Raw genomic sequence first — 18,919 nt, forward strand, 5'->3', positions numbered from 1 at the left:
CCACCAAGGCTATCGTGAGCCTGGTCACCCAACTATTCAAACGCCGGGAGCGCCACGTGCATTCCTGCGCGGCACCGTGCCGCCGGGCTTTGCAGCCCCGGACGGCAGGGGAGAGGTACCCATCCACTGTGTTGTGCACGACGGCGGCCGCTTGCGTAGGGTGGACGGCGAGGCCTTGCAGGGGGACGCGCTTTGCAGGGGGACACCAGGTCCGGAGCCGGGACGGACGGAGCGACATCGTGAACAAGACATTTACTGCGGCTGCCATCGCCGCCATGGCCGTACTGACGGGCAGTGCGCTGGCGGGTTGCTCGATGTCCACGCCGGCGCCGGCGGAAACAACCCAGGCCACGCCGGCACCCTCGGACAACGGCGCGGCAAGCACCAGCCCTGCCGTCTCCACCGGGCCTGGAAGTACCGGTGCGGCCCGGTCAGGGGGAACCAAGGCGGCCTGCGAACTCTTCAACAAACTGGTGGCGGACTATGGCGCCGTTTCCCCCACCGATTCACAGGGCTACGAGGACGTGTACTCCCGGGCCCAGGACGCCAAGGACACTGTTTCCGGGGACTTGAGGGGCCTGTTCACCTCGCTGAGCCTGCTGGCCATCGACCACTCGTCGGTGGCGGAAACCGGGGGCAAGCCGTCCCAGGAATCCAAGGACGCCGTAAGGGATGCCGTTTTCGTGAACGCCGGCACCTGCACGGCCGAGGGCGTCACGCTGCGCCTCTAGGCGGTCCGGCACTCCTGGTGCAGGCCGCCGGAAACTGGGTGCTTGCAATCCGGCGGGATGTGGGGTAGACACGTAGGTTGTTTTGCCGTATCGTAGATATTTGCGTCTTCCCTGTTTACCTTCAGCCTTCATATAGCGGTGGGCTTTGCCTGGCAGCTGGCAATCAACGTGCCGTAACAACGGTCACAGCATAGTCAGTTCAGGCCCCGGGTCATATAGCGGAACCGGATGGTAGCGCTGCGGAGTCACTTCGCAGGGTGCACAGCGGGGGAGATCTGAAAACGCCTGAAGGTCTGTGGAAGGATCCCTCTTGGTCGCCTCGAGCACCTCTAATAACGAAACCGCTAACACTGCCGACAGCACTGATGGTGCCACTCGCCGGCTCTCATTCGCAAAGATTCACGAACCCCTTGACGTTCCGAATCTGCTTGCCCTGCAGACGGACAGCTTTGACTGGCTGGTCGGCAATGAGCGCTGGCAGGCACGCGTGGCAAAGGCTGTCGAAGAAAACGATCTCAGCGTCGCCACCACGTCCGGCCTGTCGGACATCTTCGAAGAGATCTCCCCGATCGAGGACTTCCAGGGCACCATGTCCCTGAGTTTCTCCGATCCGGAGTTCGCTGACCCCAAGTACACCATGGCTGAGTGCAAGGACCGGGACGCAACGTACTCGGCTCCGCTGTACGTCAAGGCCGAGTTCATGAACAACAACACGGGCGAAATCAAGCAGCAGACCGTGTTCATGGGTGACTTCCCCCTGATGACCGAGAAGGGCACCTTCGTCGTCAACGGCACCGAGCGTGTCGTCGTCTCCCAGCTGGTCCGTTCGCCGGGCGCCTACTTCGAGCGCGCCGCCGACAAGACCAGCGACAAGGACATCTTCACCGCCAAGATCATCCCGTCCCGCGGTGCATGGTTCGAGCTCGAGATCGACAAGCGCGATCAGGTCGGTGTCCGCCTCGACCGCAAGCGCAAGCAGTCCGTCACGGTGCTGCTGAAGGCCCTGGGCTGGACCGAAGGCCAGATCCTCGAAGAGTTCGGCCAGTACGACTCCATGCGGGCAACCCTGGAGAAGGACGCCACCGAAACCCGCGAAGACGCCCTGCTGGACATCTACCGCAAGCTGCGCCCGGGCGAGCCGCCCACCGTCGAGGCTGCCCATTCCCTGCTGGACAACCTGTACTTCAACTCCAAGCGCTACGATCTGGCCAAGGTTGGCCGCTACAAGATCAACCGCAAGCTTGGCATCGACCGCTCCCTTGGCGACAAGGAAGCCTCTGTCCTGCACGTTGAAGACATCGTCGCCATGATCAAGTTCCTCGTCGCGCTGCACGCCGGCGAGAAGACCATCAAGGGCACCCGCGATGGCCAGGAAGTGGACCTGCGCGTCGAGATCGACGACATCGACCACTTCGGCAACCGCCGCATCCGCGCCGTCGGCGAGCTCATCGAGAACCAGGTCCGCACCGGCCTGTCCCGCATGGAGCGCGTTGTCCGCGAGCGTATGACCACCCAGGACGTCGAGGCCATCACGCCGCAGACCCTGATCAACATCCGCCCCGTGGTTGCGGCCATCAAGGAGTTCTTCGGAACCTCCCAGCTGTCGCAGTTCATGGACCAGAACAACCCGCTCTCGGGCCTGACCCACAAGCGCCGCCTGTCGGCCCTTGGCCCCGGTGGTCTGTCCCGTGACCGCGCCGGCATGGAAGTCCGTGACGTGCACCCGTCCCACTACGGACGTATGTGCCCCATCGAAACCCCTGAAGGCCCGAACATTGGTCTGATCGGTTCGCTGGCTTCCTACGGCCGCATCAACCCGTTCGGTTTCATCGAGACCCCGTACCGCCTCGTCAAGGACGGCGTCGTCTCCGACGACGTCCAGTACCTGACGGCCGACGACGAGGCTGAGGTTCTGATCGCCCAGGCCAACGCGCCGCTGGACGAGAACAAGAAGTTCGCTGAAGAGACCGTCCTGGTCCGTGCCCGCGGTGGTGGAGGCGAGCCCGTGCTGGTTCCCGCCGCCGACGTCGAGTTCATGGATGTTTCCCCGCGCCAGATGGTGTCCGTGGCTACGGCCCTGATCCCGTTCCTGGAGCACGACGACGCCAACCGTGCACTCATGGGTGCCAACATGCAGCGCCAGGCTGTGCCGCTGGTCCGTTCCGAGGCCCCCGTCGTGGGCACCGGCATGGAGCGCGCCGCCGCCGTCGACGCCGGTGACGTTGTCATCGCCAAGAAGGCCGGTGTGGTCACCGAGGTTTCCGCCGAGCTCGTCATCATGCTCAACGACGACGGCACCGAGACCAACTACCGCATCAACAAGTTCGCCCGTTCCAACCAGGGCAACTGCTACAACCACCGCGTCCTGGTGAACGAAGGCCAGCGCCTGGAAGTTGGCGGCATCATCGCCGACGGCCCGGCTACGGACCAGGGTGAGCTCGCACTGGGCAAGAACCTGCTCGTGGCATTCATGTCATGGGAAGGCCACAACTTCGAGGACGCCATCATCCTCTCGCAGCGCATCGTTGCCGAGGACGTCCTTTCCTCCATCCACATCGAGGAGCACGAGATCGATGCCCGCGACACCAAGCTTGGTGCCGAGGAAATCACCCGTGACATCCCCAACGTGTCCGAGGAAGTCCTGGCCGGCCTGGACGAGCGCGGCATCATCCACATCGGTGCCGAGGTTGAAGCAGGGGACATCCTGGTCGGAAAGGTCACCCCGAAGGGTGAAACCGAGCTGACCCCGGAAGAGCGCCTGCTGCGCGCCATCTTCGGTGAGAAGTCCCGCGAAGTCCGCGACACCTCCCTGAAGGTTCCCCACGGCGAGTCCGGAACCGTCATCGGCGTGCGCGTCTTCGACCGCGACAACGACGACGAGCTGCCCCCGGGCGTGAACCAGCTGGTCCGCGTCTACGTGGCCGCCAAGCGCAAGATCACCGACGGCGACAAGCTCGCCGGCCGCCACGGCAACAAGGGTGTTATCTCCAAGATCCTTCCGATCGAGGACATGCCCTTCCTTGCCGACGGCACCCCCGTTGACATCGTCCTGAACCCGCTGGGTGTTCCGGGCCGTATGAACGTGGGCCAGGTGCTCGAAACGCACCTCGGCTGGGTTGCCAAGACCGGTTGGAAGATCGAAGGCGAGCCCGAGTGGGTCAAGCAGCTGCCGAACCTGCCGCGCGAGAGTGGTCCCACCACTGTTGCCACGCCGGTGTTCGACGGTGCCCGCGAAGAGGAAATCACGGGCCTGCTGGACTCCACCAACGTGACCCGCGACGGTGACCGCCTGATCAACTCCTCGGGCAAGACCCGCCTGTTTGACGGCCGCTCCGGCGAGCCGTTCCCGGATCCGATCTCGGTCGGCTACATGTACATCCTGAAGCTCCACCACCTGGTGGACGACAAGATCCACGCACGCTCCACCGGCCCGTACTCCATGATCACGCAGCAGCCGCTGGGTGGTAAGGCACAGTTCGGTGGCCAGCGCTTCGGTGAAATGGAAGTGTGGGCGCTCGAAGCTTACGGCGCCGCCTACACCCTCCAGGAACTCCTCACGATCAAGTCCGATGACATCCACGGTCGTGTGAAGGTCTACGAAGCGATCGTCAAGGGCGAGAACATCCCCGAGCCGGGCGTTCCAGAATCCTTCAAGGTCTTGATCAAGGAAATGCAGTCGCTGTGCCTGAACGTGGAAGTTCTTTCCACGGACGGAACCACAATTGAAATGCGTGACTCTGATGACGCAGTCTTCACGGCTGCGGAAGAACTGGGCATCGATCTGTCTCGCGCAGAGCCCAGCTCCGTAGAAGAGGTTTAGCAGGCGGGCGTTCGACGGCGGGTGCGCACCCGCCGTCGAACCCCACCTCCCTCATCCCGCACCAAGACTTCAGAATTTAGAGAACAAGAGAGAACAGGGACCATATGTCCAGCGAATCCTCCTTCGGCCTCATGCAGATCGGCCTCGCCACCGCGGAAGACATCCGCGGCTGGTCGTACGGCGAGGTTAAGAAGCCGGAAACCATCAACTACCGCACGCTCAAGCCCGAGAAGGACGGCCTCTTCTGCGAGAAGATCTTCGGCCCGTCCCGGGACTGGGAATGCTACTGCGGCAAGTACAAGCGCGTGCGCTTCAAGGGCATCATCTGTGAGCGCTGTGGCGTTGAAGTCACCCGCGCCAAGGTCCGCCGTGAGCGCATGGGCCACATTGAACTGGCCGCCCCCGTTACGCACATCTGGTACTTCAAGGGTGTTCCGTCCCGCCTGGGCTACCTCCTTGACCTGGCCCCGAAGGACCTCGAAAAGGTCATCTACTTCGCTGCCTACATGATCACCAGCGTCGACGAAGCTGCCCGCCACGAGGAACTGCCCAACCTGCAGGTTGAGCACGACATCGAGAAGAAGCAGCTGATCGACAACCGCGATGCCGACATCGCCGCGATTGCCCGCGACCTTGAAGGCGAAATCGCACGCCTCGAGGGCGAAGGCGCCAAGGCTGCCGACAAGAAGAAGGCCCGCGACTCCGCCGACCGCCAGATGGCCAACGTGCGCAAGCGTGCCGACGCCGACATCGAGCGCCTCGAGCAGGTCTGGGACCGCTTCAAGAACCTGAAGGTCGCCGACCTCGAAGGTGACGAAGGCCTGTACCGCGAACTGCGCGACCGCTACGGCATGTACTTCGAAGGCTCCATGGGTGCCGAGGCCATCAAGAAGCGCCTCGAGAACTTCGACATGCAGGCCGAGTCCGACCTGCTGCGCGACGTCATTGCCAACGGCAAGGGCCAGCGCAAGACCCGTGCCCTCAAGCGGCTCAAGGTGGTCAACGCATTCCTGACCACCAACAACAGCCCGCTCGGCATGGTCCTCGACGCCGTCCCGGTGATCCCGCCGGAACTGCGCCCCATGGTCCAGCTGGACGGTGGCCGCTTCGCGACCTCCGACCTCAATGACCTGTACCGTCGCGTGATCAACCGCAACAACCGCCTCAAGCGCCTGCTTGACCTGGGTGCTCCGGAGATCATCGTCAACAACGAGAAGCGCATGCTTCAGGAAGCTGTTGACAGCCTCTTCGACAACGGCCGCCGCGGCCGCCCGGTCACCGGACCTGGCAACCGTCCGCTGAAGTCCCTGAGCGACATGCTCAAGGGCAAGCAGGGCCGTTTCCGCCAGAACCTCCTCGGCAAGCGCGTCGACTACTCCGGCCGTTCGGTCATCGTCGTCGGCCCGCAGCTGAAGCTGCACCAGTGCGGCCTGCCCAAGCAGATGGCCCTGGAGCTCTTCAAGCCGTTCGTGATGAAGCGCCTGGTTGACCTCAACCACGCCCAGAACATCAAGTCGGCAAAGAGGATGGTGGAGCGCTACCGCCCGCAGGTCTGGGACGTGCTCGAAGAGATCATCACCGAACACCCGGTGCTGCTCAACCGTGCACCTACCCTGCACCGCCTGGGCATCCAGGCGTTCGAGCCGCAGCTTGTTGAAGGCAAGGCAATCCAGCTGCACCCGCTGGTTTGTGGCGCGTTCAACGCCGACTTCGACGGCGACCAGATGGCAGTCCACCTGCCGCTGAGCCCCGAGGCGCAGGCTGAGGCTCGCATCCTGATGCTGTCCTCGAACAACATCCTGAAGCCCTCTGACGGACGCCCGGTCACCCTGCCTTCGCAGGATATGATCATCGGCCTGTACCACCTGACCACCAAGCGCAAGGGTTCCGCCGGCGAAGGCAGGATCTTCTCCTCCGTGTCGGAAGCCATCATGGCCTTCGATGCACGCGAGCTGCACCTGAACTCGCAGGTCAAGATCCGGCTCGAAGGATTCGTCCCCTACGCCGGCTGGGAAGCCCCGGAAGGCTGGGAGCCCGGTCAGCCGGCACTCGTCCAGACCTCCCTGGGCCAGGTTGTCTTCAACCAGACCCTGCCCGAGGACTACCCGTGGGTTGAAGCCGTTGCCGACAAGGGCGAACTGTCCCGGATCGTCAACGACCTCGCCGAGCGCTACCCCAAGGTCGTCACCGCGGCAACGCTGGACAACCTGAAGGATGCCGGTTTCTACTGGGCCACCCGTTCAGGCGTCACCGTCGCCATCTCCGACATCGAGGTTCCTGCTGCCAAGCCGGAAATCCTTGCCGGGTACGAAGAACGCGCCGCCAAGATCCAGGGCCAGTACGACAAGGGCCTGATCGACGACGACGAGCGCCGCCAGGAACTGATCGAGATCTGGAACAAGGCAACCAACGACATCGCCTCCGTGATGCGTGAGAGCCTGTCCCCGATGAACACCATCAACCGCATGGTGTCCTCCGGTGCACGTGGTAACTGGATGCAGGTCCGCCAGATCGCGGGTATCCGTGGCCTGGTGGCCAACCCGAAGGGTGAGATCATCCCGCGCCCCATCAAGTCCTCCTACCGCGAGGGCCTGTCGGTGCTGGAATACTTCATCGCCACGCACGGTGCCCGTAAGGGCCTGGCCGATACCGCACTGCGTACCGCCAACTCGGGTTACCTGACCCGTCGTCTGGTGGACGTCTCGCAGGACGTCATCGTCCGTGAAGAGGACTGCGGCACCGAGCGTGGCCTGGTCACGCCCATCGCCGTCGCCGATTCCAACGGTGAGCTGGTCCTGGACGAGAACGTCGAGAACAGCGCCTACGCACGTACGCTGGCCGTCGACGTCGTGGACTCCGAGGGCAACGTCCTCGCAGCCGCCGGCACCGACTGCGGCGACGTCGTGATCGATGAGCTCTTCAAGGCAGGCATCACCGAGGTCAAGGTCCGCTCCGTACTCACCTGTGAGTCCAGCGTCGGCACCTGCGCCCTGTGCTACGGCCGCTCGCTGGCCACCGGCAAGACCGTGGACATCGGCGAGGCCGTGGGCATCATCGCCGCACAGTCCATCGGTGAGCCCGGTACCCAGCTGACCATGCGTACGTTCCACACCGGTGGTGCTGTTTCCGCCGGTGGTGGCGACGACATCACCCAGGGTCTGCCCCGTATCCAGGAGCTCTTCGAAGCCCGTACTCCGAAGGGTGTCGCCCCGATTGCTGAAGCAGCCGGCCGCATCACCATCGAAGAGTCCGAGCGCCAGATGCGCCTGGTCATCACCCCGGATGACGGAACGGAAGAGATCGCCTACCCGGTCCTCCGCCGTTCACGCCTGCTGATCGAAGACGGCGACCACGTCTCCGTGGGCCAGAAGCTGATCAACGGCCCGGTCGACCCCAAGCAGGTCCTGCGCATCATGGGCCCGCGTGCGGCACAGAAGTTCCTCGTGGACGAAGTGCAGGGCGTTTACCGCAGCCAGGGCATCGGTATCCACGACAAGCACGTCGAGGTTATCGTCCGCCAGATGCTGCGCCGCGTCACGGTCATCGAGTCCGGCGAATCGGACCTGCTGCCCGGCGAGCTCGCCGAGCGCAGCCGCTTCGAGGACGCCAACCGCCGCGTTGTGTCCGAGGGCAAGACTCCGGCTTCCGGACGTCCTGAGCTCATGGGCATCACCAAGGCGTCGCTGGCCACCGAGTCCTGGCTGTCCGCAGCTTCCTTCCAGGAGACCACCCGCGTCCTGACGCAGGCGGCAATGGAAGGCAAGAGCGATCCGCTGCTCGGCCTGAAGGAAAACGTCATCATCGGTAAGCTGATCCCGGCCGGCACGGGCCTCCCGCGCTACACCGAGGTCACCGTGGAGCCCACTGAGGAAGCAAAGGCCAACCTGTTCACCGGCCCCAGCGCATTCAGTGACTTCTCGTACGACACCTTGGGCGGTGACGGAGCTCCCGAGTTCCACGCCATCCCGCTGGATGACTACGACCTGGGCAACGACTTCCGCTGACGGGCAGGGCGGTCCCTTTCGTGTTGCGTTCCGCGCCACGTAGGGACCCTCCGCCCCGCCCTTAGGATGCAAGAGGGATGGTCCCGCACCGAAAGGTGGGGGACCATCCCCGTTTAACCCGTCGATTAAGGCATGGAGCCCGTCCATGCTAGACTTGTTACCAATTGTTATTGTGGCAGTGGATGAGTGCGCCGGTACCAGCTGAGAAGCTGGACCAGAGCGACGTTTCCGGTTTGCAGGGTTCTTGTGCAACGTATGCCACATTTTTGCATGCCTAGGGAACTACAGGAATGTACGTTTCGTGCCGGTGTGCGATCCGACTATTAAGGCTTCGCCTTCGCCGCCATGGAGATTCCCTTCAGGGCCCGGGCGGCGGGGCAACGCAACAGGAGAGTGGCCGGAAACAGCCACTCCGGATAAAACGGAGAACACGAGAGTGCCTACGATTAACCAGCTGGTCCGTAAGGGCCGCACGCCTAAGGTCTCAAAGACCAAGGCTCCCGCGCTTAAGGGCAGCCCCATGCGCCGCGGTGTCTGCACCCGCGTCTACACCACCACCCCGAAGAAGCCGAACTCGGCTCTGCGTAAGGTGGCACGTGTGCGCCTCAACGGCGGCGTGGAAGTTACCGCCTACATCCCCGGTGTTGGCCACAACCTGCAGGAGCACTCCATTGTGCTCGTTCGCGGTGGTCGTGTTAAGGACCTCCCGGGTGTCCGCTACAAGATCGTCCGTGGCGCCCTCGATACCCAGGGTGTGAAGAACCGTAAGCAGGCCCGCAGCCGCTACGGCGCAAAGATGGAGAAGAAGTAATATGCCTCGCAAGGGTCCGGCCCCCAAGCGGCCGCTCGTTTCGGATCCGGTATACGGTTCCCCGCTGGTAACCCAGCTCATCAACAAGGTACTCGTTGACGGCAAGAAGTCCACGGCAGAGCGCATCGTCTACGGTGCACTCGAAGGCGCACGCGCCAAGTCCGGCGGCGACCCCGTTGCAGCCCTGAAGAAGGCCATGGACAACGTCAAGCCTTCCCTCGAGGTCCGCTCCCGCCGTGTCGGTGGCGCCACCTACCAGGTTCCGGTTGAGGTCAAGCCGGGCCGCTCCACCGCACTCGCCCTGCGGTGGCTGGTTGGCTACTCCAAGGCCCGCCGCGAGAAGACGATGACCGAGCGCCTCCAGAACGAAATCCTGGACGCGTCGAACGGTCTCGGTGCCGCTGTGAAGCGTCGCGAAGACACCCACAAGATGGCCGAGTCCAACAAGGCCTTCGCACACTACCGCTGGTAATACTCCCCGGGCGCCGCCGGCTCAACCGAGCCGGCGGCGAACGTGTAGTCCATCCCAAAAGGAGACCCCGTGGCACAGGACGTGCTTACCGACCTTAGTAAGGTCCGCAACATCGGCATCATGGCCCACATCGATGCCGGCAAGACCACCACCACCGAGCGCATCCTGTTCTACACGGGTGTGAACCACAAGATCGGCGAAACGCACGACGGCGCGTCGACCACCGACTGGATGGAACAGGAAAAGGAACGCGGCATCACCATCACGTCTGCCGCCGTGACCTGCTTCTGGGAAAACAACCAGATCAACATCATCGACACCCCCGGCCACGTGGACTTCACGGTTGAGGTGGAGCGCTCCCTGCGCGTCCTCGACGGTGCAGTTGCCGTCTTCGATGGCAAGGAAGGCGTTGAGCCGCAGTCCGAGACTGTTTGGCGCCAGGCGGACAAGTACAACGTTCCGCGTATCTGCTTCGTCAACAAGATGGACAAGCTCGGTGCTGATTTCTACTTCACCGTAGACACCATCATCAGCCGCCTCGGTGCCAAGCCGCTGGTCATGCAGCTGCCCATCGGTGCCGAGAACGACTTCATCGGCGTCGTGGACCTGCTCTACATGCGTGCACTGGTGTGGCCCGGCGACGCCAAGGGCGACGTGACCATGGGTGCCAAGTACGAGATCCGCGAGATCCCCGCTGACCTCCAGGAAAAGGCTGAGGAGTACCGCGCGAACCTCGTTGAGACCGTCGCAGAGTCCTCTGAGGAACTCATGGAGAAGTACCTCGAGGGTGAAGAGATCTCGATCGACGAGCTCAAGGCCGGCATCCGCAAGATGACGATCAACTCCGAGCTCTACCCGATCTTCTGCGGCTCCGCGTTCAAGAACCGCGGCGTTCAGCCCATGCTCGACGCGGTTGTGGACTACCTGCCGAACCCGCTCGACGTGCCCCCGATGGTCGGCCACGACCCCCGTGACGAAGAGAAGGAACTGACCCGCAAGCCTTCCGCTGACGAGCCGTTCTCGGCCCTGGCGTTCAAGATTGCGGCCCACCCCTTCTTCGGCCAGCTCACCTTCATCCGCGTGTACTCCGGTCACGTGGAAGCAGGCGCCCAGGTGGTCAACTCCACCAAGGGCAAGAAGGAGCGCATCGGCAAGCTGTTCCAGATGCACGCCAACAAGGAAATGCCCGTTGAGGGCGCTACCGCCGGCCACATCTACGCAGCCATCGGCCTGAAGGACACCACCACCGGTGACACCCTGTGCGATGCCAGCAACCAGATTGTGCTCGAGTCCATGAGCTTCCCGGAGCCCGTGATCTCGGTTGCCATCGAGCCGAACACCAAGGGTGACCAGGAGAAGCTGTCCACGGCCATCCAGAAGCTCTCCGCTGAGGACCCCACCTTCCAGGTGTCCCTCAACGAAGACACCGGCCAGACCATCATCGCCGGCATGGGCGAGCTCCACCTGGACATCCTGGTGGACCGCATGCGCCGCGAGTTCAAGGTTGAGGCCAACGTGGGCAAGCCCCAGGTTGCTTACCGCGAAACCATCAAGCGCGCCGTCGAACGCCACGACTACACGCACAAGAAGCAGACCGGTGGTTCGGGTCAGTTCGCAAAGATCCAGATTGCCATCGAGCCGCTGGACACCGCCGAGGGCGAGCTGTACGAGTTCGAGAACAAGGTCACTGGTGGCCGCGTTCCCCGCGAGTACATCCCGTCTGTTGACGCGGGCATCCAGGATGCACTGAACGACGGCGTCCTGGCCGGCTACCCGGTTGTTGGCATCAAGGCCACGCTGATCGACGGCGCGTACCACGATGTTGACTCCTCGGAAATGGCGTTCAAGATCGCCGGCCGTATGGCTTTCAAGGAAGCTGCACGCAAGGCGAACCCGGTTCTGCTCGAACCGCTGATGGATGTCGAGGTCCGCACCCCTGAGGAATACATGGGTGAAGTTATCGGTGACCTCAACTCCCGCCGTGGCCAGATGCAGTCCATGGAAGATGCACAGGGCGTCAAGGTCATCCGTGCGCACGTTCCGCTGTCCGGCATGTTCGGCTACATCGGTGACCTGCGCTCGAAGACCCAGGGCCGTGCTGTGTACTCCATGACGTTCAACAGCTACGCCGAGGTCCCGAAGGCAGTTGCCGACGAGATCATCCAGAAGTCCCGCGGCGAGTAGTCCTTCCGGACTTTCGAAGCGAACACCTCGGTGGCGCTGTCTGCCAGCGGACAGCGTGGCCGGTGCAGGTGGCCGGGCCGGCCGGAGTAATCCGGCCGGATTCCGGCCCCTGCACGAACAGGCTCAGGGGATTAGTATTAGTTCCTGAATCTGCAATTTCACCAATCCAAAGCCCCCCAAGTAGACTTGCCTGAGTTCTACCGCGATAAGCGCGGCTGGAGGGCAAGCTATTTGAAAACGTTCTAGGAGGAACCTGTGGCAAAGGCAAAGTTCGAGCGGACTAAGCCGCACGTCAACATCGGCACCATTGGTCACGTTGACCACGGTAAGACGACGCTGACGGCCGCCATTTCCAAGGTGCTGTACGACAAGTACCCGGATCTCAACGAGAAGCGTGACTTCGCGTCGATCGACTCTGCACCCGAAGAGCGTCAGCGCGGTATTACCATCAACATCTCCCACGTGGAGTACCAGACCGAGAAGCGTCACTACGCACACGTAGACGCCCCCGGTCACGCTGACTACATCAAGAACATGATCACCGGTGCTGCCCAGATGGACGGCGCAATCCTCGTGGTTGCCGCTACCGACGGCCCGATGGCTCAGACCCGCGAGCACGTTCTGCTGGCCCGCCAGGTTGGTGTTCCCTACCTGCTGGTCGCACTGAACAAGGCTGACATGGTCGATGACGAGGAACTCCTCGACCTCGTCGAAATGGAAGTTCGTGAGCTCCTCAGCTCGCAGGGCTTCGATGGCGACAACGCTCCGGTTGTCCGCGTTTCAGGCCTGAAGGCCCTGGAAGGCGACCCCGAGTGGGTCAAGTCCGTTGAGGACCTGATGGCTGCTGTCGACGAGTCCGTTCCGGACCCCGTACGTGACCGCGACAAGCCGTTCCTGATGCCGATCGAAGACGTCTTCACCATCACCGGCCGTGGCACCGTTGTTACGGGCCGCGCCGAGCGTGGAACCCTCGCCATCAACTCCGAGGTCGAGATCGTCGGCATCCGCCCGGTCCAGAAGACCACGGTTACCGGTATCGAGATGTTCCACAAGCAGCTCGACGAAGCATGGGCCGGCGAGAACTGTGGCCTGCTGCTCCGCGGTCTGAAGCGCGACGATGTCGAGCGTGGCCAGGTTGTCGTCAAGCCGGGTTCCATCACCCCGCACACCGACTTCGAGGCCAACGTCTACATCCTCTCCAAGGACGAAGGCGGACGTCACAACCCGTTCTACTCCAACTACCGCCCGCAGTTCTACTTCCGTACCACGGACGTAACTGGCGTTATCACCCTGCCCGAGGGCACGGAAATGGTTATGCCTGGCGACAACACTGAGATGACCGTTGCGCTCATCCAGCCCATCGCTATGGAAGAGGGCCTCGGCTTCGCTATCCGCGAAGGCGGCCGCACCGTTGGGTCGGGACGCGTTACCAAGATCATCAAGTAGTACTTGCTGATAGAGGATCCACCGGGCCCCGGCCCGCGCTGAATCCACAAAGAAAGCCCCGCTGCTCCAAGCAGCGGGGCTTTCTTTTACCCTTTTTGGCGGGGACCCCGCGGGTGCTGCCGGGAGGGGCCACTGATACTGTTGCAGCACTGAAAGGAGATCCTTATGGGGTGGCTTATTTTCTTGATCATCGCGGTGGCCGTCGTGGCCGGGGTGTTCTGGGTCAAAAGGAATTTCCGGCACGAGATCGACCGGGCCAAGCGGATCAACAGGGCAAACAAGAACCAGTAACGTGGGTTGGCAGCGCCCATTGCTGGTATGCCTTATTCCTACTTTTCGGTATACCTAAATTCGCGGTATCCTCGTCTTATTGACGCCCGCAACGACGAGGACACGTGATGGCTGTTTCAACATTGGCGGCGGAATCCGCCTCCACCAAAGTGTGGTCCCGCCTCCTGCTGCTGGGGCCCGCGTTCGTGGCCGCCATCGCGTATGTGGACCCGGGGAACGTGGCGGCTAACCTGACTGCCGGCGCAAACTTCGGGTACCTGCTCGTCTGGGTTCTGGTGGCAGCCAATGCCATGGCGGTGCTGATCCAGTACCAGTCGGCCAAGCTGGGCCTGGCCACCGGAATGAGCCTTCCGGAAATCCTCGGCAAACGCCTGGGAACCGGGCGGCGCCGTGCCTACTGGGTGCAGGCTGAGATCGTTGCCGGGGCCACGGATATGGCGGAAGTCATTGGCGGCGCCGTTGCGCTCAACCTGCTGTTCGGCCTGCCCCTGCTCACGGGCGGGTTCATCATCGGCCTGGCGTCCATGCTGCTGCTGGCACTGCAGTCGAACCGGAGCCAGAAGTCCTTCGAGCTCGCCATTCTGACCCTGCTCGGCGTGATTGCCGTCGGGTTTGTTTCGGGCCTGTTCGTCGCGCCACCGGATGCCGGTGGTGCCATCGCCGGCCTTGTGCCACGCTTCGAGGGAACCGATACCGTCCTGCTCGCAGCCAGCATGCTCGGAGCCACCGTCATGCCGCACGCGATCTACCTGCACTCGGCCCTGGCCCGCGACCGTCACGGCTTCTCCGAAGACCCGGCAGTCAGGACGCGGTTGATCCGGGCCACCCGCGTGGATGTCGCCGGTGCCCTGCTGCTTGCCGGAATCGTCAATATAGCCATGCTGCTGCTGGCCGCCACCAGCCTTCGCGGAGTGGAGGGGACGGACACCATTGCCGGAGCGCACGCAGCCGTGACGTCGGCACTGGGGCCCGTCATCGGCGTCGTATTCGCCATTGGCCTCCTGGCCTCGGGCCTGGCGTCCACGTCGGTGGGGTGCTACGCGGGGGCCACCATCATGGGCGGGCTGCTGAAGGTCAGGATTCCGCTGCTGATGCGCCGCACGCTCACCCTGATCCCGGCTCTGCTGGTCCTGGGCGCCGGCATTGAACCAACGCTGGCCTTGGTCCTGAGCCAGGTCCTCCTGAGTTTCGGCATCCCGTTCGCGCTCATTCCGCTGATCCGCCTCACCGGCAGCCGCAAGGTGATGGGCATCCACGCGGACTCGAAACCGCTTCGGATTGCGGGCTGGACGAGCGCCACGCTCATCGTGGGACTGAACTGCGTGCTGATCTTCCTTACAGTGCTGGGCCTCCAGTGACATGTCGGCAGTGACATGCCGCTGGTAGCCCGCCGGCTAGTCCCGCCGGTGGCCCCGGGCGCGTGACAGCGCCTGGTACCAGTAGAAGGACCGTTTGGGGGTCCGCTCCAGTGAATCGAAGTCCACGTGCACCAGGCCAAAACGCTGCGAGTAGCCGGCGGCCCACTCGAAATTGTCCATTAGTGTCCACACGTAATAGCCGCGCAGGTCAACGCCCTCGGCCATGCCGCCGGGAGCAGTAGCTTCAAGAGCTGTCCCCAAGTGCGCAGCCAGATACTCGACGCGGTCGGTGTCCTCCAGCGTCTCTGAAACCCTGTCGGGTTCAGGAAAGCTGGCTCCGCCCTCGGTGATGTACATCGGCGGAAGCGCCTCTCCGTACCGGTCCCTCATTTCCCGCAGCAGGACCCCCAGGTGCTCCGGTGCCACGGGCCAACCGAAGCCGGTGCTGCCGTACTCCGGATAACCCACTTCGTGGAAGGGCAGCTTGGCGATTTCCTTGTGCATGTCCGCAGGCATGGGGGTGATGCCCGGCCCCAGGGCCACCTTCACCGGGAAGTAGTAATTGAGCCCGTAGAAGTCCAGGGGCTGGTGGATGGTCCTCAGGTCGGCATCGGAGATTCTGCCGATGGAGCGCAGCCAGGGCTTGGCGTACAGGGGCAGTGAGGGATAGCGGCCTAGCAGGACGGGATCGGCGTAGATCCTGTTCATCAGAAGGTCGTACAGGTGCGCGACGAGCCGGTCGCCGATCTTCCGGGTGGCGGGCCTGACGGGGGAGTGCAGGTTGGTCAGGCCAACGCCGCCCGCCACTCCGGCCGCCCTCAGCGCCTGCACGCCGAGCCCGTGCGCCAGGAGCTGGTGGTGGATGGCGGGAAGGGCATCGAACATCAACCGGCGCCCCGGCGCGTGCACCCCGAGGGCGTAGCCATTGAGGGTGACCGAGACCGGTTCGTTGAGGGTGACCCACTGGGCCACACGGTCGCCGAACCGCTCACCGGCGGCCCGGGCGTAGTCGCCGAACCTTTGGGCGGTGTCGCGGTTCAGCCACCCGCCACGGTGTTCCAGCGGCAGGGGGGTGTCCCAGTGGTACAGGGTGGCCATCGGGGAGATGCCGGCATCGAGGAGCTGGTCGATGAGGCGGTCGTAGAAATCCAGGCCTTCGGCATTGAAGCTGCCCCGGCCGTCGGGCTGGATCCGTGGCCAGGAAAGCGAGAACCGGTAGGAATCAACGCCCAGCTCCTTGAGCAGCGCCACATCCTCCGGCAGCCGGTTGTAGTGGTCGCAGGCCACGGCGGGGGAGTGCCCGTCCATGATGGCGCCGGGCTTTTCCGCGAAGGCATCCCACCCCGAGGGGCCGCGGCCCCCGTCCTTCAGCGCGCCTTCGATTTGGAACGCCGCGGCGGCGACGCCCAGGGTGAACGACGCCGGCACGCGCCCGGCCAGTTCCGTCACCGCTTCAGTGCCTTCCAGGGTCATGCCCCTATCATCCAGCCGGTTTCTTTCCACTGCAATGGGGCGTGCAGGCGGCGGCCCGGGTGCCAATTCGCATCTGCCCGGCTTTTCCGGCATACTAGATGAGTTGTTCAAGCGCTTCTTCGCGTCCCGATCCGGATAATGCCGGGTGCAGGGTCCAAGTTGAAGACCAAACATAACCCACCCCAATGGAATTGCGGATTTGTATGCGTGTTCAGCGCGACACGCCCGACCGCGGGGGTCGGTTGCGCCGGCAAGGTGAGGAACCCGGATTTATCCGGATTCAGTTTGTGCGGCGGATGGTGGTTACGACCTCAAATGCTTCGGCAGCCATACAACGAGTAAGTGAACAGGGCAGCCCTAAACCGGGGAAGCACAGACTGAAAGAGAGTCAGGCGACATGGCGGGACAAAAAATCCGCATCCGGCTGAAGTCATACGACCACGAGGTCATTGACGTTTCAGCACGGAAGATCGTTGAGACGGTCACGCGCGCAGGCGCAACGGTAGTCGGCCCCGTGCCGCTGCCGACGGAGAAGAACGTGTACTGCGTTATCCGCTCTCCGCACAAGTACAAGGACAGCCGCGAGCACTTTGAAATGCGCACGCACAAGCGTCTTATCGACATCATCGATCCCACGCCGAAGGCTGTCGACTCGCTCATGCGTCTCGACCTGCCGGCTGACGTGAACATCGAAATCAAGCTGTAGGGAGGTGCTGAGAGACTATGACCGCAACCCGTAACGTAAAGGGCCTGCTGGGCACGAAGCTCGGCATGACCCAGGTCTGGGACGAGAACAACAAGCTCATCCCCGTCACTGTGGTCCAGGCAGACTCGAACGTCATCACCCAGCTGCGCAACGCAGATGTTGATGGCTACGTCGCCGTTCAGATCGGCTACGGCCAGATCGATCCCCGCAAGGTCACCAAGCCGCTGGCTGGTCACTTTGAAAAGGCAGGCGTCACGCCTCGCCGCCACGTCGTCGAACTTCGTACCGCAGATGCTGCCGAGTACGAGCTGGGCCAGGAGCTCTCTGTAGAGCTCTTCGAAGCCGGCCAGAAGATCGACGTCGTCGGGACCACCAAGGGTAAGGGCTTCGCCGGTGTTATGAAGCGTCACGGCTTCCACGGCGTTGGCGCTTCCCACGGTGCCCACAAGAACCACCGTAAGCCCGGTTCAATCGGTGGCGCATCCACCCCGAGCCGCGTCTTCAAGGGCATGAAAATGGCCGGCCGCATGGGCGCCGTTCGTCACACCACGCTGAACCTCACGGTCCACGCGGTTGACGTCGAGAAGTCGCTGCTCCTGATCAAGGGTGCCGTCCCCGGCGCCCGCGGCCAGGTCGTCTTCGTACGCACCGCCGTGAAGGGAGCCTAGTTCAATGGCTAACACTGTCCAGGTTGACCTGCCTGCAGAGATCTTCGACGTTCAGACCAACGTGCCGCTGCTGCACCAGGTCGTCGTTGCCCAGCTCGCTGCTGCACGCCAGGGTACCCACAAGACCAAGACCCGCGCTGAAGTTTCCGGTGCAGGACGCAAGCCGTTCAAGCAGAAGGGTACCGGCCGCGCCCGTCAGGGTTCCATCCGTGCTCCTCACATGACCGGCGGTGGCATTGTCCACGGTCCGACCCCGCGTGACTACAGCCAGCGCACCCCCAAGAAGATGATTGCTGCTGCACTGCGCGGCGCACTGTCTGACCGGGCCCGCAACGGTCGCATCCACGTTGTCGCAGAACTGGTTGAAGGCACCAAGCCCTCCGCCAAGACCGCGCTGGCAACGCTCCGCGGTGTTTCCGACCGCAAGAACCTGCTGGTCGTCATCGAGCGCGATAACGACGTTGCTGCACTGTCCGTGCGCAACCTCGCCGGCGTTCACGTTCTGTACGCAGACCAGCTGAACACCTACGACGTTCTCGTCTCTGATGACGTTGTCTTCACCAAGGCTGCCTACGACGCATTCGTTGCCGCTAAGGCAGCTAAGAACGAGGAGGATGCCAAGTGAGTGCAGCCACCATCAAGGATCCCCGCGACGTCGTGCTTGCACCCGTCGTGTCGGAAAAGAGCTACGGCCTGATCGACGAGGGCAAGTACACCTTCCTGGTGGACCCCCGTTCGAACAAGACCGAGATCAAGCTGGCCGTGGAGAAGATCTTCTCCGTCAAGGTCGAATCGATCAACACCATCAACCGTGCCGGTAAGCGCAAGCGCACCAAATTCGGATGGGGTACCCGCAAGAACACCAAGCGTGCGATTGTCACCCTCAAAGAAGGCACCATCGACATCTTCGGCGGTCCGCTCGCGTAGCGGAGACCACTTTAACGAGGAAATAAAT

14 protein-coding genes are annotated in these 18,919 nt (G+C 63.1%); 13 read left to right on the forward strand and 1 reads right to left on the reverse strand.

All coding sequences use genetic code 11. The features are described from left to right. The first annotated feature begins 239 nt into the window (after positions 1–239). The 9 genes from MRBLMD1_RS02715 (at position 240) to MRBLMD1_RS02755 (ending at position 15,117) form a co-directional block, all read left to right on the forward strand. Entirely contained in the window at positions 240–731 is a 492-nt protein-coding gene (locus MRBLMD1_RS02715) for a hypothetical protein (protein WP_364397275.1), read from the forward strand. Positions 732–1,041: 310 nt separating this feature from the next. Further along, positions 1,042–4,551 carry a DNA-directed RNA polymerase subunit beta gene (gene rpoB, locus MRBLMD1_RS02720; RefSeq protein WP_364397278.1) on the forward strand — a complete coding sequence of 1,170 codons (3,510 nt, stop codon included), beginning with the start codon at positions 1,042–1,044 and terminating at the stop codon, positions 4,549–4,551. A gap of 104 nt (positions 4,552–4,655) precedes the next feature. Next, on the forward strand, positions 4,656–8,555 hold the full coding sequence (locus tag MRBLMD1_RS02725) for a DNA-directed RNA polymerase subunit beta' (protein ID WP_159631358.1): 3,900 nt from the start codon (positions 4,656–4,658) through the stop codon (positions 8,553–8,555). 436 nt (positions 8,556–8,991) lie between these two features. Then, positions 8,992–9,366, forward strand: a complete 375-nt coding sequence (gene rpsL, locus MRBLMD1_RS02730) for a 30S ribosomal protein S12 (RefSeq protein WP_009358312.1) — start codon at positions 8,992–8,994, stop codon at positions 9,364–9,366. Position 9,367: 1 nt separating this feature from the next. After that, entirely contained in the window at positions 9,368–9,838 is a 471-nt protein-coding gene (gene rpsG / locus MRBLMD1_RS02735) for a 30S ribosomal protein S7 (protein WP_003803829.1), read from the forward strand. A 69-nt stretch (positions 9,839–9,907) separates the two neighbouring features. Continuing rightward, positions 9,908–12,022: an elongation factor G gene (fusA, locus tag MRBLMD1_RS02740; protein ID WP_159631359.1), complete on the forward strand. Its 2,115-nt coding sequence runs from the start codon at positions 9,908–9,910 to the stop codon at positions 12,020–12,022. Between the two features lie 255 nt (positions 12,023–12,277). Beyond that, positions 12,278–13,468, forward strand: coding sequence for an elongation factor Tu (gene tuf, locus MRBLMD1_RS02745; protein WP_141159762.1), 1,191 nt, complete (start codon positions 12,278–12,280; stop codon positions 13,466–13,468). Between the two features lie 165 nt (positions 13,469–13,633). Then, a complete protein-coding gene (locus MRBLMD1_RS02750; RefSeq protein ID WP_256371453.1) occupies positions 13,634–13,759 on the forward strand; it encodes a hypothetical protein in 126 nt (41 codons plus the stop codon). A gap of 107 nt (positions 13,760–13,866) precedes the next feature. Next, complete coding sequence (locus tag MRBLMD1_RS02755; protein ID WP_307488092.1) at positions 13,867–15,117, forward strand: Nramp family divalent metal transporter; 1,251 nt, start codon at positions 13,867–13,869, stop codon at positions 15,115–15,117. 36 nt (positions 15,118–15,153) lie between these two features. Here MRBLMD1_RS02755 and MRBLMD1_RS02760 read toward each other — a convergent pair whose 3' ends face one another. Continuing rightward, entirely contained in the window at positions 15,154–16,590 is a 1,437-nt protein-coding gene (locus tag MRBLMD1_RS02760) for a GH1 family beta-glucosidase (RefSeq protein WP_364397285.1), read from the reverse strand. A 397-nt stretch (positions 16,591–16,987) separates the two neighbouring features. Between MRBLMD1_RS02760 and rpsJ the strand changes: the two genes are divergently transcribed. The 4 genes from rpsJ to rplW are packed head-to-tail and all read left to right on the forward strand — an operon-like array spanning position 16,988 to position 18,891. Next, on the forward strand, positions 16,988–17,296 hold the full coding sequence (gene rpsJ, locus MRBLMD1_RS02765; RefSeq protein ID WP_003803825.1) for a 30S ribosomal protein S10: 309 nt from the start codon (positions 16,988–16,990) through the stop codon (positions 17,294–17,296). Between the two features lie 17 nt (positions 17,297–17,313). Further along, on the forward strand, positions 17,314–17,964 hold the full coding sequence (gene rplC / locus MRBLMD1_RS02770) for a 50S ribosomal protein L3 (RefSeq protein ID WP_159631362.1): 651 nt from the start codon (positions 17,314–17,316) through the stop codon (positions 17,962–17,964). A gap of 4 nt (positions 17,965–17,968) precedes the next feature. After that, positions 17,969–18,589 carry a 50S ribosomal protein L4 gene (gene rplD / locus MRBLMD1_RS02775; RefSeq protein WP_141159766.1) on the forward strand — a complete coding sequence of 207 codons (621 nt, stop codon included), beginning with the start codon at positions 17,969–17,971 and terminating at the stop codon, positions 18,587–18,589. Then, positions 18,586–18,891 carry a 50S ribosomal protein L23 gene (gene rplW / locus MRBLMD1_RS02780; RefSeq protein WP_011692807.1) on the forward strand — a complete coding sequence of 102 codons (306 nt, stop codon included), beginning with the start codon at positions 18,586–18,588 and terminating at the stop codon, positions 18,889–18,891. The genes rplD and rplW overlap by 4 nt, the downstream gene beginning before the upstream one ends. Positions 18,892–18,919: the final 28 nt, after the last annotated feature.

Source organism: Pseudarthrobacter sp. LMD1-1-1.1 (assembly GCF_040676255.1).
Classification (GTDB): Bacteria; Actinomycetota; Actinomycetes; order Actinomycetales; family Micrococcaceae; genus Arthrobacter.